Annotated in this window: 21 protein-coding genes; 16 read left to right on the plus strand and 5 right to left on the minus strand. The window is 70.7% G+C overall.

What is annotated here, in order from left to right; genetic code table 11:
* The first annotated feature begins 149 nt into the window (after positions 1–149).
* From P3T34_RS21265 to P3T34_RS21285, 5 genes are all read left to right on the plus strand, one after another.
* Positions 150–635: an ATP-binding protein gene (locus P3T34_RS21265; RefSeq protein WP_280667623.1), complete on the plus strand. Its 486-nt coding sequence runs from the start codon at positions 150–152 to the stop codon at positions 633–635.
* Between the two features lie 164 nt (positions 636–799).
* On the plus strand, positions 800–934 hold the full coding sequence (locus tag P3T34_RS21270) for a hypothetical protein (protein ID WP_280667624.1): 135 nt from the start codon (positions 800–802) through the stop codon (positions 932–934).
* Positions 935–948: 14 nt separating this feature from the next.
* A complete protein-coding gene (locus P3T34_RS21275; protein ID WP_280667625.1) occupies positions 949–2,139 on the plus strand; it encodes a cupin domain-containing protein in 1,191 nt (396 codons plus the stop codon).
* Positions 2,140–2,168: 29 nt separating this feature from the next.
* Positions 2,169–3,041, plus strand: a complete 873-nt coding sequence (locus P3T34_RS21280) for an aldo/keto reductase (protein WP_280667626.1) — start codon at positions 2,169–2,171, stop codon at positions 3,039–3,041.
* Positions 3,022–3,873 (plus strand): hypothetical protein, encoded by an 852-nt coding sequence (locus P3T34_RS21285; protein ID WP_280667627.1) that lies wholly within the window; start codon positions 3,022–3,024, stop codon positions 3,871–3,873. Before P3T34_RS21280 ends, P3T34_RS21285 begins: the two co-directional genes overlap by 20 nt.
* 17 nt (positions 3,874–3,890) lie before the next feature.
* On the opposite strand, the gene P3T34_RS21290 is transcribed toward P3T34_RS21285, so the two are convergent.
* The gene (locus P3T34_RS21290) at positions 3,891–4,376 is read right to left on the minus strand and encodes a hypothetical protein (protein ID WP_280667628.1); all 486 of its coding nucleotides are present in this window, start codon (positions 4,374–4,376) and stop codon (positions 3,891–3,893) included.
* A 191-nt stretch (positions 4,377–4,567) separates the two neighbouring features.
* On the opposite strand from P3T34_RS21290, the gene P3T34_RS21295 reads away from it, so the two are divergent.
* Entirely contained in the window at positions 4,568–5,248 is a 681-nt protein-coding gene (locus P3T34_RS21295) for a hypothetical protein (protein WP_280667629.1), read from the plus strand.
* 213 nt (positions 5,249–5,461) lie between these two features.
* Positions 5,462–5,752: a helix-turn-helix transcriptional regulator gene (locus tag P3T34_RS21300; protein WP_280667630.1), complete on the plus strand. Its 291-nt coding sequence runs from the start codon at positions 5,462–5,464 to the stop codon at positions 5,750–5,752.
* Positions 5,753–5,805: 53 nt separating this feature from the next.
* On the opposite strand, the gene P3T34_RS21305 is transcribed toward P3T34_RS21300, so the two are convergent.
* A complete protein-coding gene (locus tag P3T34_RS21305) occupies positions 5,806–6,201 on the minus strand; it encodes a VOC family protein (protein WP_280667631.1) in 396 nt (131 codons plus the stop codon).
* A gap of 154 nt (positions 6,202–6,355) precedes the next feature.
* Here P3T34_RS21305 and P3T34_RS21310 point away from each other — a divergent pair, with 154 nt between their 5' ends.
* The 3 genes from P3T34_RS21310 to P3T34_RS21320 all read left to right on the plus strand — a co-directional run bounded on the left by P3T34_RS21310 (position 6,356) and on the right by P3T34_RS21320 (position 8,988).
* A complete protein-coding gene (locus P3T34_RS21310) occupies positions 6,356–6,727 on the plus strand; it encodes a hypothetical protein (protein WP_280667632.1) in 372 nt (123 codons plus the stop codon).
* 68 nt (positions 6,728–6,795) lie between these two features.
* Positions 6,796–8,457: a DUF885 domain-containing protein gene (locus tag P3T34_RS21315; RefSeq protein ID WP_280667633.1), complete on the plus strand. Its 1,662-nt coding sequence runs from the start codon at positions 6,796–6,798 to the stop codon at positions 8,455–8,457.
* 93 nt (positions 8,458–8,550) lie between these two features.
* Complete coding sequence (locus P3T34_RS21320) at positions 8,551–8,988, plus strand: GNAT family N-acetyltransferase (protein WP_348534677.1); 438 nt, start codon at positions 8,551–8,553, stop codon at positions 8,986–8,988.
* A 19-nt stretch (positions 8,989–9,007) separates the two neighbouring features.
* Here P3T34_RS21320 and P3T34_RS21325 read toward each other — a convergent pair whose 3' ends face one another.
* The 3 genes from P3T34_RS21325 to P3T34_RS21335 form a co-directional block, all read right to left on the minus strand.
* The gene (locus tag P3T34_RS21325) at positions 9,008–9,934 is read right to left on the minus strand and encodes a hypothetical protein (protein WP_280667634.1); all 927 of its coding nucleotides are present in this window, start codon (positions 9,932–9,934) and stop codon (positions 9,008–9,010) included.
* A gap of 185 nt (positions 9,935–10,119) precedes the next feature.
* Entirely contained in the window at positions 10,120–11,298 is a 1,179-nt protein-coding gene (locus P3T34_RS21330; protein WP_280667635.1) for a metallophosphoesterase, read from the minus strand.
* Positions 11,299–11,424: 126 nt separating this feature from the next.
* Complete coding sequence (locus tag P3T34_RS21335; RefSeq protein WP_280667636.1) at positions 11,425–12,582, minus strand: LacI family DNA-binding transcriptional regulator; 1,158 nt, start codon at positions 12,580–12,582, stop codon at positions 11,425–11,427.
* Positions 12,583–12,948: 366 nt separating this feature from the next.
* On the opposite strand from P3T34_RS21335, the gene hisC reads away from it, so the two are divergent.
* The 6 genes from hisC to P3T34_RS21365 all read left to right on the plus strand — a co-directional run bounded on the left by hisC (position 12,949) and on the right by P3T34_RS21365 (position 19,781).
* Entirely contained in the window at positions 12,949–14,028 is a 1,080-nt protein-coding gene (gene hisC, locus P3T34_RS21340; RefSeq protein ID WP_280667637.1) for a histidinol-phosphate transaminase, read from the plus strand.
* Between the two features lie 370 nt (positions 14,029–14,398).
* A complete protein-coding gene (locus P3T34_RS21345; protein ID WP_280667638.1) occupies positions 14,399–15,880 on the plus strand; it encodes a biotin/lipoyl-binding protein in 1,482 nt (493 codons plus the stop codon).
* Positions 15,880–16,749: an ABC transporter ATP-binding protein gene (locus P3T34_RS21350; protein WP_280667639.1), complete on the plus strand. Its 870-nt coding sequence runs from the start codon at positions 15,880–15,882 to the stop codon at positions 16,747–16,749. Before P3T34_RS21345 ends, P3T34_RS21350 begins: the two co-directional genes overlap by 1 nt.
* Positions 16,746–17,960 carry an ABC transporter permease gene (locus P3T34_RS21355; RefSeq protein ID WP_280667640.1) on the plus strand — a complete coding sequence of 405 codons (1,215 nt, stop codon included), beginning with the start codon at positions 16,746–16,748 and terminating at the stop codon, positions 17,958–17,960. Before P3T34_RS21350 ends, P3T34_RS21355 begins: the two co-directional genes overlap by 4 nt.
* Positions 17,961–17,969: 9 nt before the next feature.
* Positions 17,970–18,704 (plus strand): hypothetical protein, encoded by a 735-nt coding sequence (locus P3T34_RS21360; RefSeq protein WP_280667641.1) that lies wholly within the window; start codon positions 17,970–17,972, stop codon positions 18,702–18,704.
* Positions 18,705–18,935: 231 nt separating this feature from the next.
* Positions 18,936–19,781: a response regulator transcription factor gene (locus P3T34_RS21365; protein WP_280667642.1), complete on the plus strand. Its 846-nt coding sequence runs from the start codon at positions 18,936–18,938 to the stop codon at positions 19,779–19,781.

The raw sequence follows: 19,781 nt of genomic DNA on the forward strand, positions 1-19,781 counted from the left end.
ATCAAATCGCGCTGAGTAGCAGCCTATTACCGTCTCGGTAACACCTGCTGGTCATCCCCTGAATCTCGTTTGCGGCCGATGCTCTTCCTGGATGCGCTACGGCGCGCAGCTGAAGCGTTCGGCAGGGACGAGGTACATGGATGAGCCCGTTGAAGACAGCATCGTTCCCGGTGCCGTACGAGTGGGATGTTGAGGCTGACGCGGCCGCTGTCCCGCCGGCCCGGCGCTTGGTCGTCGACATCGCGCGGTTCTGGCAGGTGCCGTTGTCGGACGATGCCCTGCGCGATGTCGAGTTGTGCACGAGTGAGCTGCTGGCGAACGCCATGGAGCACACGAAGGCGCGGTGCAAGGTGACGGTGCGTTGGACGGGCATTCGACTGCGGGTGGAGGTCGCGGACAGCAGCCTCCGGCTCCCGGACCCGGATACGGCGCAGGACACCGTGACGGGTGGTCGGGGCCTGATGGTGGTCGCGGGTCTGTCGCACTCGTGGGGCTGGGAGCCGTCCGGGGCCGGGAAGGTCGTCTGGTTCGAGTGCGCCCCGGACCAAGTGGTGACCGGCGACGAGCGCCTGTCCGTACTCGTGCGGGCCGCCGACATCGATGCCGCTGCGAAGGTGCGCTCGTCAGCCGCGTAGCTGTCCACCCGCTCTGACGTGTCATCAATCTCCACTCGGCCTGCTGGGATGTCGCGGCCGGGTGGTCCAGGCGCCAGCCACCATTCCCCTTTTGGCTGGCTGGTGCCGCCCAAGTCTTCCCGTTGGAACCCCGGCGGGAGATCCCATGAGAAGGGAAGAAGCGCATGGTGCAGGACACCACGTCGGCCCCGGCCGCTGAGGGCGGCCTCCTGGTCGCCGCACGGAAGATCGCTGCTGCCCGGGCCCGGACCGAGGTCCCGTCCGACGTCACCAGCGGCAAGTCCGACGGCAACGACTGATAAGGGCGCCCACGATGCTTGATGCTGCCTCGTGGGCGGCGCGTCTGGGCGGGGAGTCCTTCCTCGTCCAGACGCTCAGCCGCTCCTACGCCGTCTTCCCGGGTGAGGCCGCCGATGTGGCCGACCTCCTGTCCTGGGACGACATGAACAACATCCTCGCCACCCAGCGCTTGGAGGCCCCGCGGCTTCGGCTGTCGCTGGATGGCGAGATGGTGCCCCAGTACCGGTATTCGCTGCCGGTCACGACCCGACGGTCCGTGACCTGGCACCGCATCCAGCCGGCCGACCTGCACACTCAGCTGGCTGAGGGGGCCTCCCTCGTTCTGGACTCGATCGAGAAGATCCACCCGCCGATCGGGGCCGCCGCTGAGGCCCTGGAACGCTTCCTCGGCACGCTGGTTCAGGTGAACGCTTACGCCTCCTGGACCGAGCGGGAGGGCTTTGGGACCCATTGGGACGACCACGACGTGGTGGTGGTCCAGGTGTACGGATCGAAGCGTTGGAAGCTGTACGGGCCCACCCGGCCCGCGCCGACGTTCCGGGACGTGGAGACCCCGGAGGAGCCGCAGGGCGATCCGGTGGCCGATGTGGTCCTGACGGCTGGTGACGTGCTCTACGTGCCGCGCGGCTGGTGGCACGGGGTCATGGCGGATCAAGGAACAGAGTCCCTGCACCTGTCGTTCGGCCTGGTGACCCAGACCGGGTCTGACTTGCTGATCTGGCTGGTCGATCAGCTTCGCTCGCGCTTCGTTCTCCGCCGTGACGTACCCCGGTTCGCCTCACCGCGCGAACAGGCCGCGTTCGTGGAGGAGTTGCGCGAAAAGATGATGACCGAGCTGTCGGATCCGGATCTGATCAGCCGGTGGGCGGAGTCGGTGGACACCACCCACTACGGCCGCGCGGTCCCCTCGCTGCCCTATGTCACCGGCCTGCCCGCTCGCGCGGAGGTGTCGGTGCGCCTGACCACTCCTCGGGCGCGGCTCACGGAGAACCGGGCCGAGGGCACGGTGACCCTCGCAGCGGCGGGAACTGCGTGGGACTTCACCGAACAGGCTGCTCCGATGCTCCGGGTCCTGCTCACTGGGCAGCCGGCCACACTCGGTTCGCTGGCCGCGACAGCCGGACTTGAGGTCAAGGACGTGGCGTCGCTGCTCACGGTCCTCATCGAGGGCCAGGCGGCTTCCGTCGTCGGGACGGCGCTGTGACGGCCGTCCTCGCATTGGGAACGTACCGGGTGCGCGTCGTCAGCCAGGCGGCGCGCACCGCCCTCGCCGCCGGTGCGCTGTGGGTGGACACGGCCCCGAACTACGCGCATGGGTTGGCCCACCAGGAGCTGGCTCCTGTGCTTGAGGAGTACCCGCAGGCGCGGGTGGCGACCAAGACCGGCTTTCACACCCCTGCTCAGGGGCGGGCGGCTGTCGTTGCGGGTGTGCTGACCGACGAGAGCGCGGCCGTCGGCCACAGCTTGGCGTCTGCCTTCGTGCGCTGGCAGACAGAGAACTCCCTGCACGTCCTTGGCCGAGCCGACCTGGTGTTCGTCCACAACCCCGAACGCGTCTGGCACGATCACGGCCGGGATGAGTGCCACGCCCAACTGCGCTCGGCCTTCGCAGAATTGGAGAGCCTCGCGCACAACGGCCGAATCCGGGGCTATGGCATCGCCACCTGGTCCGGATTCACCTCCGGTGCGTTCACCGTCGCGGAGCTGCTGCGCCTGGCGGAGGAAGCCGCCGGCTCCTCCCATCACCACTTCAGCGGCCTGCAACTCCCTGTGAGCCTGGTGATGGCCGACCCCATAAGCCAAGCCCTCGACAGTGGCGGTCCGCTCTTCCACGCGCGCGCTGCCGGGGTGACAACCTTCGGCTCGGCGCCGCTGCACGGCGGTGAACTTCCCGACCTGATGACACCCGAACTGGTGGAGTTCATCCGGCCCGGCCTTTCAACCCCGGCCGCCGCTCTGCTGGTAGCGGCCTCATGCCCAGCCCTGGACGTGGTTCTGGTCTCGGCGAGCAGCCCGGAACACTGGCACGATGCTGCCCGTGTGCTGGCCGACCCGCTGGCCGCCGACCGACTCAGGAAGGTGATCGATGCACTCGCCACCGGATGAACAGACCAGGGTCCGGATGGAGGCGGCGCACCAGGAAGCGGCCCGCCAGTTCGGGGTGCACTGCGATGGCGCCCCGGTCTGGGGAGACCGCGGAAGCACTCTCAGCCGACGCGCCGCGAACCAGTGGCTGCGTGTCTTCTCGACCAGGAAGGCGAACCCCGTCCGCAACAATGGCGAGGGCATCGTGGGCGCGTCGGAGCTGATCCCCGACGACGTGCCGCGCCCCCGGCTGCACGGCTCCTTGGACTGGATCGAGGACGATTTCGGCTACGGCGCCGACCTCATCGACTTCGTGCCCCACCCGGTCATCTCGCCGCACCGCCCCGACTTGGACCACGACCCCGAGCTGTCCGACGAATGGTGGAGCACCCTGCGCCGTGCTCTCACCAGCCTGGGACAGGTCCAGGGTGTGCGAACGACGGTGCGGGACACCTGGATCGAGAGGGCGTTCCCCCAGTTCCTCGGCATCCCGGCCCCTGAGAGGATCGAGCGCACCACCGGCCACGGTGACCTGGCTTGGGGGAATCTGACCGCGCCGCTGATCATCCTCGACTGGGAACGCTGGGGGCTCGTCCCCGTCGGACACGACGTCGGCACACTGCACGCGACCAGCCTCCTCGTTCCCGAGGTGGCCGCCCGCATCCGCACCGAGTTCGCCGATGTGCTCGACAGCCCCGCCGGCCGGATCGGCGAACTCATCGCGCTGGCCGAGATGCTGCAAGCCGTCGCACGCGGCTACTACCCCGAACTGGCGCACCTCCTGGTTGCGCGAGCTGCTGAACTCACCGGAGTCCAACCCCCCATCCCGGTCAGCTCGGAGATCCCTGTCTGACGAGACCAGAACTGATCTCACGTCACGGGACCTGGCGCCGGGGTGCTCGGCGTTTCCGATTGCGCGGAAGCCAGCCATACGGCACCTACCGCGAGAGAAACTGATGCCACCACCAGGCCAATAGTCATGCCCATATCAATGGCATTGGGATGCCTCAACGTGGCGCCGCTGGCCGAATCTTCGCTCTGAGATATCCTGGCAAATACCAGACCTCCGAAGAAGAGAACTACCAATGAGGAGGCTTGTATGAAGGGGCGCCCTCTCGAATCCTTCTTCCCATGCCTGATCAGTTCTGCATTTGCGGCAACTACAATTAGCATTGAGGTTAGAATGACCTGAGTGCTAACAAAGAGACTGCTGATTCCTGTTCGGTTATTCCTGTTGGCGATCAGCTGGGCGAAAACGGCAATAAAACCCACCAGGAGAACGGCGAGAAACCAAACTCCGAAGTCTGTCGCCCTCTTGTTTATCTTCTCGCGTAATTTGCTTGTCTTCTTGCACACTCCAATGACGATAGGTCAGGCGGGCGTATTGCGCAGCCCGGGTAGTCCATGCGGCTTACACCTGGTAGGCGGCACGAGGGGAACCATTCCGGTCGGGCGCCCCGATAGGTGCCGAGTGGTAGGGGCGGGCGGGTTCGGTCAAGCCCGCGCGTACGGGCCTGCGCCTGGCGACGGTGGCGAGCGGTGCGGGCTTGACGGGTTCCGTTCGCCCCGGACAATCGGGCTTCGGGGAGCCCGGCCGAACGGCGAGTGACCATCGGCCCTGGCCCGAGCCACGCCAGGCCCGACTGCCTGTCCGGGGTCCTTCCGGGGCCTGCTCGACCGCGAAGCTGACCCCGCTGTTCGGCATCAACGACACCGCCCAGGTCATCAACCCGGCCGCCGGGGCGCCCGCCGCGGCCCCGCTCGGCCTGACCGACCCCGACTCCAACCGCTGGGTCCCGGGCAAGGACGGCGGCACGCTGATCCAGGACGCCCAGGCGGACAGCAAGTTGGTGTACGTGAGCGACCTGAACGCCAAGAAGCCGACGGTCCGTCAGCTCGACCTCACCAACGCCGTCACCCCCGCCGGTGGCGCGGCCACCCCGCAGCTCGACGACATCCTGCCGGTCGCCGGCTCCGGCGCCCTGTACGTGGTCGACCAGGGCAGCGGCGGCATCTACCAGGCCGAGCTGACCGGCGTGGCGCACGGCACGCTCTTCGCCTCCCAGCCCGCGCCCTCGTCCGGCGACCTGCCGAACAACCCGGCGCTCGCCGTGGTGGACCAGAAGACGGGCGTGGTGACCCACCTGTCCGTCGGCGTGCAGCTCGCCAACCCGAAGGGCCTGCTCTTCATCCCCGCCGCCGGCAACCGCCACCACCAGGGCAACTGACGCCTCCGACGCGTCCGCGGCACCCGGTGGGCGCTGTTCCGAAGGCTGACAGCCTCCGGAACAGCGCCCATCGGCCGGTCGACAATGGGCATCCTGGTACCCCCAAGCGATCAAAGAGGCGGACGCCAAGTACGCGGCCTACCTTGAAGCGCTCAAGCAGGAGAAACTGGACAACCAGCGGAAGGAAGGCAAGGGACGATGAAGCTCGGTGGCATGGCCGATCTGACGGCCGATATCACTCCAGAACAGCGCGAGCGGATTGACGCGATTAAGCTGGGACTGGTCGACGCCGAGCGCGGGCATGAGCTTTCCGCCCTTCGTAAGTCCCAGGGCCTCACTCAGGCACAGGTCGCCGCCGCGATGGGTGTCACTCAGGGCCGGGTCAGCCAGATCGAGCGTGGTACCGCTCGTCTCGATACCGCCACTATGGCGGCGTACTTGCATGCCATCGGCGGTGAACTGACGATAATGGCCACGGTGGGCAAGCTCTCTGTGCGGCTGTAGATGTGGACTGGACAGCGAGGCGGCTGCGGCGTTCTCTCGCTTGGCGGCTTCGCTCAGCTGGTGGTGTCCTGTGGGTACCAGCGGAGTTCGACGGTGTTGCCGTCCGGGTCCTGGACGTAGACGGACGTTGCGTTGCCGCGTGCGCCGTAGCGGGTGGCGGGGCCGTCGAGAATGGTGAAGACGCCCGAGTCGATGACCTCCTGCCAGTCCAGCGGCTCCACGGTGAGGCAGATGTGGTCGACGTTGGACTCGCCCCGCGGGCCGGCGACCAGGTCGATGATGGTCTCGGGGGTGACCCGGACGGAGGGGAACGGGGCCTGGCCGGCCCGCCAGTCGGCGGCGCGTACGGGTTCCAGGCCGAGCAGGCCGGTGTAGAAGGCCAGGGAGCGTTCCACGTCCTCGACGTTGAGGACCAGGTGGTCGAGGGCCTTCACGCGCAGGATGCTCATAGGATTCGCTACTCCGTGGGTTGCGGTCGGACTGGGTGACGCCTTCTACGATCGGCTGGGTGGACGCTGCGATCAAGGCTTCTGCGACCCGTCCTGCGACGGGCGGCGGCCTGTGATGTCGCCCGCTAGCTCTCAACCAGGGGGAAATCCAACCGTGTTCGCTCTCGCCGTCGCCGTCACCGCCCTGTTGCTGCTCGAAGTCCTGCCGTCGGCGGTCGTCGCGCTGCCACGGGCCAGGGTCGGCCTGGCCCGGCTTGACGAGCTGACCCGACTCGGGGTGTTGGAGGGCCGCAAGCTCTGGGTGGTCTCGCTGCTGGGCGTCTGCCACTCGCTCGCCGCCGTCGGCGTCCTGGTAGGGCTGAGCCGGCCGTCGGTCGGGGTGGCCGGGGCGGCCCTCGAACTGGCCGTCTTCCTCTGGGTGCTCTCGCGCCAACTGCGCTTCGGTGACCGCGGCCGCGCCCTCTTCGCGTACAGCCTCTTCTCGGCCATGGCCCTCGCCGTCCTCGTCGTCGACGCCCTGCGCTGACTCCCTGCGCTGATTCCGAGGCTGGTAAACGACTTCTGCTGCCGGTGGTGGTGCGTCAGGATGCCGGTATGGCAGATGAAACGACCACCTCGCGCAGCATCGCCGACGGCTACCTCGACCAGGTGGTCGCCCTGGACCCCTTGCTCGCCACCAGGTTGGGGGTGTGTCCGGGGGACGAGCGGCAGGTGGACCTCTCGCCGGAGGGGTTCGAGGCTCGGGCCGGGCTGGCGCGGGCGGCGCTCGGCGCGCTGGACGCGGTGGCGGGCGCGGGCGCGGACGCCGACGGGTGCGGGCGGCTGCTGCGGGAGCGGCTGGAGGCGGAGCTGGCCGGGCACGAGGCCGGCGACCACCTGCGGCAGCTGCGGAATATCGCCTCGCCGGTGCAGTCGGTGCGGGAGATCTTCACCCTGATGCCGACGGCCACCGAGGACGACTGGGCGACGGTGGCCGGCCGTCTGCGCAACGTGGCCGGGGCGCTGGGCGGTTATCGGACGACGCTGGGCGAGGGGATGGCGCGCGGACTGCTCGCCGCGCCCCGGCAGGCGGCCGCGGTGGCGGAGCAGTTGGAGGCATGGACCAGCGGAGCGGGTTGGTTCGCGGACTTCACCGCAGGCGGGCCCGAGCGGCTGCGGCCGGAGCTGGAAGCGGCTGCGCGCCAGGCGACCGCCGCGGTGGCCGGGTTCCGCGACTGGCTGCGTGAGTGCTACCTCCCGGCGGCCGAGGGCACCGCGGACGGCGTGGGCCGCGAGCGCTACCTGCGGGCCGCCCGCCAGCTCACCGGCGCGGACCTGGACCTGGACGAGGCGTACGGCTGGGCCTGGAGCGAGTTCCACCGGATGAACGCCGAGATGCGGGCGGAGGCCGAGCGGGTGCTGCCCGGCGCGGGCCCGCTCGCCGCGATGCACCACCTCGACGCGCACGGCCACGCGGTCAAGGGCGAGGAGGGCATCCGGGCCTGGCTGCAGCAGCTGATGGACGAGGCGATCGAGGCGCTCGACGGCCGGCACTTCGACATCGCCGGGCCGATCCGTGCCGTCGAGTCGTGCATCGCCCCGCCGGGCAGCGCCGCAGCGCCGTACTACTCAAGCCCCAGCCTGGACTTCAGCCGGCCGGGCCGCACCTACCTGCCGACGCTGGGCCGGGAGGCCTTCCCGACCTGGCAGCTGGTCAGCACCTGGTACCACGAGGGCGTGCCCGGCCATCACCTCCAGCTCGCCCAGTGGAACCTGGTCGCCGACCGGCTCAGCCGCTACCAGGTGAGCCTGGGCAAGGTCAGCGCCAACGTCGAGGGCTGGGCGCTGTATGCCGAGCGGCTGATGGACGACCTGGGCTTCTTCGCCGAACCGGCCCATCGGCTGGGCTTCCTGGACGAGCAGATGCTGCGCACCATCCGGGTGATCATCGACATCGGCATGCACCTGGGCCTGGCCGTCCCGGCGGACTCCGGTTTCCACCCGGGCGAGCGCTGGACTCCGGCGCTGGCCGCGGAGTTCCTGGCGACCTACAACGGCAGCCCGGCCGAGCTGCGGTCCAGCGAGATCGACCGCTACCTCGGCTGGCCGGGCCAGGCGATCGGCTACAAGCTCGGCGAACGCGCCTGGCTGCAGGGCCGGGAGGCCGCCCGGCGCCGCCAGGGCGCCGCGTTCGACCTCAAGTCCTGGCACATGAAGGTGCTTTCGCAGGGCTCCTTCGGCCTGGACGACCTGGCCGGCAACCTCGCCGGACTGTAGCCGCGTCGGAGCGGGCCGGTAGCGGGCCGGTAGCGGGCCTGGAACGCGGGCTTCCCCGGCGGTGCGCCGCCCGGCGCACATAGGGTGTCGGTCGTGGAGCTGACCATGATGGACATCGCGCCGGGCGACCGCGCGCTGCAGAGCGACGTCGCGCCGCTGATCCGCTCACTGCGGCCGGGGCTGAGCCCGGCCGGCTTCGCCGCGTTCGCCGCGGAGGCGTACGGCCAGGGGCTGGTGTTCACGGCGGCCTACGACGAGCGCGGGCGCTGCGTGGCGGTGGCCGGGCACCGGATGCTGGCCACCAGCCGCGGCCGGGTGCTGTTCATCGACGACCTGGTCACCGACCCGCAGGTCCGCTCCGGCGGGATCGGCAGCAGGCTGCTGGCGGAGCTGGAGGCCCGCGCGCGGGAGTCCGGGTGCGTCCGGGTCGAGCTGGACTCCGGGGTGTCCAACCACGGGGCGCACCGTTTCTACCACGCACGGCGGATGGCGATCGTCGCGCTGCACTTCGCGCACGACCTGGGTCATTAGGCCGGTCGGTGCTGGCGCGTCAGACCTCGTCCGGGCCGGTGAAGCCCGGTGGGCTGTAACCGGGGCTGCTGAACTCGGCGGTGCGCGGCTCGAGGCCCTGCGGGTCGGTCACTCCCTCGCTGCCGGGGCTGGAGAAGCCGGGGCTGCTGAACGTCGCGCTGCTGTAGCCGGGGCTGCTGAACTCCGGCCCGCCGCCTGGACCAGAACGCCCGCCTGGACCAGAACGCCCGCCCGGACCAGAACGCTCGCCCGGGCGCGGCGCGAGGGCGGGCGAGGAGTCCAGGTTGGCCAGCAGGTACGGCAGCAGCCCGCGCTCCCGCAGCGCGAGCAGCCAGGCGGCCCGCGCCTCCGCCACCCCGGCACGCAGTTCGGGGTCCTCGCCTGCGGGGCCGGCCGAGCCGTCCCGCAGCGCGGTGAGCACCAGCCCGACCAGCCCGATCAGCAGCGAGGCGGCGGCCACCGAGGCGGCGGCCCAGCCGGAGAGCAGCACCGAGCGGCCGTAGGCGAGCTTGGGGTCGGCGGTGGTCAGCGCGTAGCCGAGGATCAGCAGGACGATCGCCGCGCCGGCCGAGAGGATCGGCACCAGCACGGTGAGCACCGGCCACAGCCCGCCGCCGCCGGGGGAGCTGAGCTGGGCGAGCAGCTCGCCGGTGGTCTGCGGCCGCGGCCGCCCGCCACCGCCGGGCCGGTCGGTCGTCACTGAGTGGAACTGGCGCGGGCCGCCCGCGAGGTCGTCCCGCAGGCCCGCGTAGTGCAGGTACTCGTCGAGTGCCGCCTCGGCGATCGCGTCCTGGTCGAACAGTGCCTTGGTGCGCAGTTGTTCGGCGGTCAGGCCGGTATCGCGTTCTCGCAGGGCGGCGAGGATCGTGCTGTCGCGCAGTGCCTCGTCGAGGGCCCGGCCGAAGTCCGGCCGGTCCTCGGCGCGCAGGTGCGGGGCGTGGTTCATGACTACCCCGTTCGCTCCGTCAGGGAGGTGGACGGCCACCGGCAGGCGCGGGCGGCGGCCGACACGGGCGGGCGCGGACGCCTGGGGTGGGTCCCTCGATGGTAGGGGCCGGGGGGCGGGTGCTGACAGCCCGTTTCCGGAAATTCGACCGCGCAGCAGGTCAACAGGGCCGCCCGGCCCGCCGGTCAGTCCAGCGGCAGCCGGGCCACCAGCAGCCGGCCCTCCATGGTGACCCCGCCGTCCATCGCGACGGCCAGCTCGTCCGCATAGATGTACGGCCCGGGCACGTACGGGCGCTCGCCGCTGTCGTTGTTGGCCTCGCCGGTGAGGTACGGGATCGGGCTGTGCCCGTGCACCACCCGGTGCCCGCCGTAGGTCCCGAGCAGCTCGCCGGCAGCCACCGGACCGCCCGGGCCGCGGAACGCGAAGCGCTTGGTGAACCGCCGGAAGGCGTCCCACCACTCGTCAGCGCCCTCGTCGGCGAGCAGGTCGTGGACGGCGTCGTTGACCTCGTCGATGGACGCGCCGTACTCCAGGTACGACGTGGTGTCCGAGTGCAGCAGCAGGTGGTCGTCCTCCAGCGCGATCGCGGGCAGCCGGGAGAGCCAGCTGATGTGGTGGCCCTCCAGGCGCTCCAGGTCGTGCTGCTGGCCGCCGTTGAGCAGCCAGGCGGCGCGGAACGAGGCGGTCCCGGCGGTGGACTGGACGGGCTCGTCGCCGTAGCGGTGGGCGCCCAGGAAGAGCAGTTCGTGATTGCCCATCAGGGCCCGGCAGTACCCGCCGGCGGCGGCGGCCTCGGCGGCCAGCTGCATCACCAGGTCGATCACACCGATGCCGTCAGGCCCGCGGTCGGTGAAGTCGCCGAGGAACCAGACCCGGGCGCGGCCGGCCGACCAGTGGCTCTCGGCGTCGATCAGGCCCTGCCGGTGCAGCTCGGCGCGCAGCTCGTCGAGGTAGCCGTGCACGTCGCCGACCACGTAGAGCGGGCCGATCGGGCCCGGCTCCTCGACCGGCTGGTAGGGGACCGCGTAGGGGTTGTCCTCGGTCAGCGGCGGACCCAGCTCGATGGTCGGCGGGTCGTCGTGGTCCATCGCGCGGTCCATAGAGTGGCCCTGGGAGGCCTGGGAGGGCTCCTGCGGTGCCTCGTGCCCGGCCACCGGCCAGTGCTGCTCCAGGTAGCGCGCGCCACCGTACCCGCTGTAGGTGGCGTCGTTCCCGCCGGCCTGCTCGCCGGGCGAAACCTGGTACTCCTGCTGGGGATTGGGCTCGTGATACGAACCGTACGGAAGCACGTCGAGGTCCTGGTGCGGGTGGGGGCCTGAGTGGGGCAGTTCAGGCCCGGGGAAGCGGTCCTCGGGTGTCATTCGCCCATCATAGGAAGACCGCTCTCCCGTCGTCCTCACCCGGTGGGTATCCAATCTGTACGAACGTGCCCCGCCGGGCCCCGCCGAGTGGTCGGGACCACTCGGCGGGAGGGTCGGATCGACGCCCTAGACCTCGCCCGGCGGGCGCGGTGGGCTGACGGTGGTTCGGGGGCTGCGCCGCTGTGAGGAGGCCCGGACGATCAGTTCGGTGGGCATCAGGGTGCCGGGCGGCGGTCCGGTCCCGGCGGTCCGGTAGCGCGGCGGGAAGAGTCTGGCGATGTCGACCCCGGTGCCCGAGTCGACCCCCTCGATCGCGTCGATCAGCAGGTTGACGACGGTGGTTCCGATCCGGCGCGGTTTGAGCGAGAGGGTGGTGATCGGCGGCTCGGTGCCGGCGTAGACGTCGCTCTCGCTGCAGCAGACCAGCAGCAGGTCCTCGGGGACCCGCAGGCCGTAGCGGCGCGCGGCGGCGAGCAGGTCGGTGCCGTTGGGGTCGAAGAGCCCGTAGACGGCGTCCGGCCGGTCGGGGCGGGCGAGCAGCCGGTCGGCGGCGACCGCGCCGGCGGCCGGATCGTGCGCGGGGTAGGCCTCGTACACCGGCTCCTGGCCAACCCGGTCGCACCAGCCGAGGTAGGCGTCGGTGGAGAGCCGGGTGTAGGTGTCGGTGCTGGTGCCGGTGAGCAGGCCGATCCGGCGGGCGCCGGCCTCGCTGAGGTGTTCCAGGATGCCGAGCACGGCGGCCTCGTGGTCGTTGTCGACCCAGGCGGTGACCGGGCAGTTGCCCGGTTTGCCGTCGCTGACCACCGGCACGCCGGATCGGTACAGCTCGCTGACCAGGGGGTCCTGGTCGGCGGGGTCGATCACCACGGTGCCGTCCAGCGCGACGTTGCTCCACACGTCGTGCCGGGAGGAGGCGGGCAGTACGACCAGCGCGTAGCCGCGGCCCAGCGCCGCGCTGGTGGCCGCGCGGGCCATTTCGGCGAAGTAGGCGAACTCGGTGAAGGTGAACGGCTCCTCGCCGTAGGTGGTGACGGTCAGTCCGATCAGTCCGGACCGGCCGGTGCGCAGCGTCCGGGCGGCGGCGGACGGCCGGTAGCCGAGGCGCTCGGCGACCTCGCGCACCCGGCTGCGGGTTTCGTCGGGCAGGCGGCCCTTCCCGTTCAGGGCGTCGGAGACGGTGGTGATGGACACTCCGGCGGCTGCTGCCACGTCCCGGATGCCGGCCCGCTCCAGACGTCGTGAGGTGGTGGGTCGCCGACCGCTCTGGTTGGCTGCTGCTGTCATGGCGGACCGATCGTATGGCGCTGCGGCGCATCGCGGGACCAGGCCTCGGATCGGGGGTGAAGAACCGTTTCTGCACGCCCGGAGCCCGTGACGGTCCTGGGAACGAGGGTCTGATTTCGGCCGATTACCTCTGACATGTGCCATAGGAACGGGACACAATGGCTGATCCGCGTCGGTAACCCGACAGCACATCTCACCCCTACGAGTGAGCGCGCTCGGTATCGTTCTTGGCACCCGACCGGGGAGAACCGTCGCGTGCCGCGCCCGGCGCACACCACCGCGTCGGGGCGCGCACCCGGCACCGGGGCCACGCCCCGCCGGGCCGGTGCACAGCACCGGCTCCGACAGACGAAGGAGAGCACCACCGTGAGCGGTACGGCAGCGCAGGGCCCGCGGCTTCGCCCGAGCCTCGATGGCATCCCCACCTACAAGCCCGGCAAGCCCGCCGGCGCCGAGGCCTTCAAGTTGTCCTCCAACGAGAACCCGTACGAGCCGCTGCCCGGCGTGCTGGAGGCCGCGCTCGCGGCGGCCGGCTCGTTCAACCGCTACCCGGACATGGCGGTCGGCGAGCTGACCGCCGAGCTGGCGCAGCGCTTCGGCGTGCCCGCCGAGCACCTCGCCACCGGCCCCGGCTCGGTCGGCGTCGCCCAGTCGCTGGTGCTCTCCACGGCCGGTCCGGGCGACGAGGTGATCTTCGCCTGGCGCTCCTTCGAGGCCTACCCGATCATCACCCAGGTGGCCGGTGCGACCCCGGTGGCGGTGCCGCTGACCGCGGGGGAGGAGCACGACCTCGACGCGATGCTCGCCGCGATCACCCCGCGGACCCGGCTGATCTTCGTCTGCAACCCGAACAACCCGACCGGCACGGCGATCCGCCGCCCGGAGCTGGAGCGCTTCCTGGACGCCGTCCCCGGCGACATCCTGGTGGTCGTCGACGAGGCCTACCGCGAGTTCCTGCGCGACGAGCTGGTCCCGGACGGCGTCGAGCTCTACCGCGAGCGTCCCAACGTCTGCGTGCTGCGCACCTTCTCCAAGGCGTACGGCCTGGCCGGGCTGCGGATCGGGTTCGCGATCGCGCACGAGCCGGTGGCCACCGCGCTGCGCAAGACGGCCCTCCCGTTCGGCGTCAGCCAGCTCGCCCAGGACGCGGCGGTGGCCTCGCTGCGCGCCGAGGAGGCGCTGATGGTGCGGGTGGAGGCGCTGGTCGGCGAGCGCACCCGGGTGGCCGGCGCGCTGGCCGAGCAGGGCTGGACGCTCGCCGAGTCGCAGGCCAACTTCGTCTGGCTGCGGCTGGGCGAGCGCACCCTCGACTTCGCCGCCGCGTGCGCCGCGGCGGGCGTCATCGTCCGGCCGTTCCCCGGCGAGGGCGTCCGGGTGACGATCGGCGAGGTGGCGGCCAACGACCTCTTCCTCGCCACCGCCGAGGCGTTCCGCAAGGAGTTCTGAGCGACGGATGGTGAGCGGGCGGGGGCCGTAGGCCGGTGGGCCCCCACCCGCTCACCACCGCAACGAATGAATGACGTTCCGTCATTCTCCCGGCCAAGGGCGGAAAAGCCATGATCTGCTGGCCGCAGGCCGATTAAAGGCAACGGACCAGATCTCTGGGAAAACCCTGAGAGTTGCGCCAATAGAGCTTCAGAGATTCCGGCTCGGCGGCGGTGCTTTGTCCCGCTATGTCCGCTATTGCTTCCCCTGGATGATTCAGCTGGCTCTCAGTCGTCGCTCAGAGCTTCGCAAGAGCGCCAGGCAACTCTTGTGCGCTATGAAGGTCCTCCCGCGACGGCGTGGTGCCGTCCTCGTCAACTCAGTACTCGGTGTGGCCCTCCTCGCCGGAGGTGCCCTGGCGTACAGCACCGTGAACAGCAGCAGTGCTGCCGCCAGTAAGCCGACCACGCGCAGCGCCACCGTGACCAAGGGCACGGTCCTGGCCACCGTGTCCGGATCCGGTGCCCTCTCCTCCCCGTCAGACGCAGGCCAGAACTTCGTGACCGGTGGCAAGCTCACCGCCGTCAAGGTGTCGGTGGGTGACACGGTGACGCAGGGCGAGGTGCTCGCCACCGTCGACACCACCGACGCCCAGCAGCAGGTGAACACCGCGCAGAACAACGTGACCACCGCCCAGGCCTCGCTGACCACGGCGGAGGCCAACCTCACCAAGGCGCAGGCCGGGGTCACCACGACCACGACCAAGCAGGCCTCGTTCGTCACCCCGAACACCACCTCGGGAGCCTCGTCGGCGCCGTCCACCGGGCGCACCGGCGGCAGCACCGGCGGCACCGGCGGCGGCGCCTCCACCGGCGGCGCGGTGAGCGGCAACGCCGCCAACGCCACCGGCGGTAACAGCTCCAACAGCTCCAACAGCACGCCCGTCCCGCTGGCCACCGTCACCACCACCACCGTCGACCCCGACGCGGTGGCCCAGGCGCAGCAGCAGGTGGTGCAGGCCCAGGCGCAGCTCAACTCGGCCCAGATCGCGCTGACCAACGCCCAGACGGCGCTGGCCGGTACGACCCTGGTCGCCTCGGAGGGCGGCACCGTCGCCTCCATCTCCAACAAGGTCGGCGACACCGTCGCCGGCACCACCGACTCGTCCAGCTCCTCGGGCGGCGGCGCCAGCAGCTCCACCAGCAAGACCAGCACCAGCAGCTCCACCTCCACCACCCCGACCGGCTTCATCGTGCTCACCAACCCGACCGGGATGCAGGTGACCGCGGACTTCTCCGAGCTCGACTCGCTGAAGCTGAAGAAGGGCGAGGCGGCCACCGTCACGCTCAACGCGCAGTCCAGCACCGTCCTCAACGCGACGGTGCTGTCGGTCAGTTCGCTGCCGGTTTCGAGCGGCTCGGGCGCTGCCTCCAGCTCGGCCGTGCAGTACGCCGCGACGCTCCAGATCAACGGTGACACCAGCACGCTGCGCACCGGCCTGAGCGCCACCATCTCGGTGGTCACCGGCGAGGCCGACAACGCGCTCTCCGTTCCGGCGGCGGCGCTCTCCGGCACCGGCACCACGCGCACCGCGACCCTGGTCAAGCCGGACGGCACCACCTCCCGGGTGAGCGTCACCGTCGGCGTGGTGGGCGACACCACCGTGCAGGTCGTCTCCGGCCTCAACGCCGGTGACAAGGTGCAGATCGCCTCGGCCACGGCCGGCAGCGGCACCGGCTTCCCGAGCGGCGCCTTCCCGGGCCTCGGCGGCGGAGCCGGTGGCGGCTTCGGCGGCGGTGGCGCCGGCGGTGGCGGCGGCGGTCGTGCCGGCGGTGGCGGCGGTGGCGGCGGCAGCACCAAGGGCGGCAGCTGATGGCCCGCCGCGGTCGAGCGCGTCACTCCGAAACCGCTCCCACCCCAGCGGCCGAGGGCCCGGCGACGCCGACCCCGGTCATCCAGATCCGCCGGCTCACCAAGGCCTACGGCCACGGGGACGCGACGGTGCACGCGCTGCGCGGGCCCTCCGACCCGGAGACCGGTCTGCCGGAGGGCGTCAGCCTGGACATCGACGAGGGTGACTTCGTCGCGGTGATGGGTAGTTCGGGTTCCGGCAAGTCGACCCTGATGAACATCCTGGGTTGCCTGGACGTCCCGACCGCCGGGCGGTACCTGCTGGACGGCATCGACGTCGGGCACCTGGACGAGGGTCAGCTCTCCCTGGTCCGCAACCGCAAGATCGGCTTCATCTTCCAGTCGTTCAACCTGGTGCCCAAGACCACCGCGCTCGCGCAGGTCGAGCTCCCGCTCGCCTACGCCGGCGTGAAGTCGGCCGAGCGGCGCAAGCGGGCACTGGCCGCGCTCTCGCTGGTCGGCCTCTCCGAGCGCTCGGGGCACAAGCCCAACGAGCTCTCCGGTGGTCAGCAGCAGCGTGTCGCGGTGGCCCGGGCACTGGTCACGGCCCCGGCGATGCTGCTGGCGGACGAACCGACCGGAAACCTGGACAGCCACTCCACCGAAGAGGTTCTCAATATCATCGACGGACTGAACGCGACCGGACGAACGGTCGTGCTGATCACCCATGAGGACGAGGTGGCCATGCACGCCAAGCGCGTGCTGCGGCTGGTCGACGGCCAGGTGATCTCCGACGTCCGTCAGGGCCCGGTCGTCGGCCCGCCGCCGGTGCTCGCCGCGCAGCTGCGCAGGCAGGCCGCCAACGGCGAACTGATCGGAGGCCGGCAGTGATCATCTTCCAGATCATCCGCTTCGCCATCGGCGGCCTGGCCGCCAACAAGGTCCGCTCCGCGCTCACCATGCTCGGTGTGCTGATCGGTGTGGCCTCGGTGATCCTGCTGCTCGCGGTGGGCAACGGGTCCTCGGTCGCGGTGAAGAACTCCATCACCTCGCTCGGCACCAACTCGCTGACCGTCACCTCCGGTTCGTCCTTCGGTGGCTCGCGCAGCGCGGCCACCACCAAGAAGCTGACGGTGGACGACGCCAAGGCGCTGGCCAACCCGGCCGCCGCGCCGGACATCAAGTCCGTCGCCCCGGTGGTCTCCACCAGCGCGACCGCGGTGTACGGGGACATCTCCTACACCCCCGGCTCGATCCTGGGCACCTACCCGGCCTACTTCGAGACGGCCAACGAGAAGATCGCCAAGGGCGACTACTTCAGCGCCGACGACGTGCTGAACTCCCGCAAGGTCGCAGTGATCGGCTCGACCACCGCGCAGCAGCTCTTCGACACCGACGACCCGGTCGGCAAGACCATCAGCCTGGGTGGCACGCCGTTCACGGTGGTCGGTGTGCTGCAGACCAAGGGCGGCAGCACCGGCTTCAGCGACCCGGACGACGTGGTGATCGCGCCGCTGCCGACCGTGCAGAACGCCTTCACCGGCTTCAGCTCGGTCAACCAGATCCTGGTGCAGGCGACCTCCGCGGACACCACCACGCAGGCCCAGTCCGAGATCACCTCGGTCCTGATGGGGACGCACTCGCTGACCGACCCCACCAAGCTCGACTTCCGGGTGAGCAACCAGGCCTCGCTGCTGACCACCCGGGAGAGCACCACCAAGACCTTCACCGTGCTGCTCGGTGCGGTGGCCGCGATCTCGCTGCTGGTCGGCGGGATCGGGATCACCAACATCATGCTGGTCACGGTGACCGAGCGGACCCGGGAGATCGGCATCCGCAAGGCACTGGGCGCGCCGAAGGCGGTGATCCTGGGCCAGTTCCTCACCGAGTCGACACTGCTGTCGGTGCTGGGGGCGGGACTCGGCGTGGGCGTCGGCCTGATCGGCTCGCACTTCAAGGTGGTCGGGATCGTGCCGGTGGTGATCCCCTCCTCGGTGCTCGCCGCCTTCGGGATCTCCGTGGCCATCGGCCTCTTCTTCGGCAGCTACCCGGCCAACCGCGCCGCCTCGCTGCGACCCATCGACGCGCTGCGGCACGAGTAGGCGGCAGACATGATCACCGAGCGAGACGAGCGGGAGCAGTCAGAGCCCATGTCCAACAACAACAGTGACCTGGTCCGGGCGGACGACACGATTCAGCTGTCCGCCATCAGCCTCGACAAGCCGGACAACCTGCCGGCCCATGTCCCGGTCAACGTCCCGGAGCCCGGTAGTCCGGCCGCCTACGCGGCGCTGCTGGCGACGCCGCCGGACGCCCGGGACATCACGGCCGAGCTGGCCGCGCCGCCGCGGCGCAAGCTGCCCTGGCTGACCCTGGTCCTGGCCGGCGGCGTGATCGCGGCGGCCGCCTTCGCCGGCGGTGCCTGGTACCAGAAGAACGACGGCACGCCTGCCGCCTCGGCGAGCGGCTCGCGCGGTGCGGCAGCTGCCGCGGCCGGCGCCCGTCGCGGCGGTGGCGCGGGCGGTGGCCAGGCGGCCGGCGCGCCCGGCTTCACCCGGGGCACGGTCAAGCTGGTCGACGGCAGCACCGTCTACCTCACCGACAGCAACGGCAACACCGTCAAGGTGACCACCAACGGCAGCACCAGCGTGCAGGTGAGCAAGAGCGGCGCCGTCGGCGACCTGCTGCCCGGCCAGAGCGTGACCGTGGTCGGCACGCCGGACTCCTCCGGCGGCTACGCGGCCTCCTCGGTGACCGAGGGTGGCGGCGCTGCGGCCGGCGCGTTCGGCGGCGGTGGTGGCGGCTTCGGCGGCGGCGGCACGGGCGGTGCCTCCAAGAGCGGCTGACCCGCGCGCGGCACGGCACAGGGGCGATCGGTTGCAGCCAACCGGTCGCCCCTGCGGCTTTCCTCCCGGGGGCCTGGTCACCGTCCGCTCGGATCCGACAGAATGTGCCCGGGTGCGAGCGCGTACGATCCGGTCGTTCATATACCTCTCATCACCCGCGTGTAACCTCCCGAGTCCGTCATCCGACGGGGTGTACGGACCGGCTCGACCCTCAACCTGGGAGGCGGACCCATGATGCAGGGGACTGCGACAAGCACGGCCCTCACGGCGCCCTCGCCTGTCGGACCGGCCGGCGGGAGCCGGACACCGGGTGAGGCCTTCCTGCTGGTGGTCGACGATGAGCCGAACATCCGCGAGCTGCTCTCCGCCTCGCTGCGCTTCTCCGGCTTCCGGGTCGAGTCCGCGGCCACCGGCGAGGAGGCGCTGGCCGCGATCGCGGTCGAGCGCCCCGACCTGGTGGTGCTCGACGTGATGCTGCCCGACCTGGACGGTTTCACCGTCGTCGAGCGGTTGCGCGAGCGCACCCGCCGCCAGCAGATCGCCAATCCGGCGGGCCTGGCCGCCCGTCCGGGCCGAGCGCGCCCGGCCGAGCACCTCCCGGTGCTCTTCCTGACCGCCAAGGACGGCACCGAGGACAAGGTGCACGGCCTGGCGGCCGGCGCCGACGACTACGTCACCAAGCCGTTCAGCCTGGAGGAGCTGATCGCCCGGATCCGGGCGATCCTGCGCCGGGCCGGCGGTCCCGCCGAGGACGGCCGGCTGATGGTCGCCGACCTCACCCTCGACCCGCTGGCCCACGAGGTGACCCGGGACGGCCACGCCGTCTCGCTGTCGCCCACCGAGTTCAAGCTGCTGCACTACCTGATGGCCAACGTCGGCCGGGTGGTGTCGAAGGCGCAGATCCTGGACCACGTCTGGGCGTACGACTTCGGCGGGGACCTGAGCATCGTCGAGTCGTACATCTCCTACCTGCGCCGCAAGCTCGACTCGGGACCGGACCACGGGCCCAAGCTGATCCACACGGTGCGCGGCATCGGCTACGCGCTGCGCCGTCCGCCGCAGCAGCCGCAGGACTGA

It is taken from the genome of Kitasatospora sp. MAP12-44 (genome assembly GCF_029892095.1).
Classification (GTDB): Bacteria; Actinomycetota; Actinomycetes; order Streptomycetales; family Streptomycetaceae; genus Kitasatospora.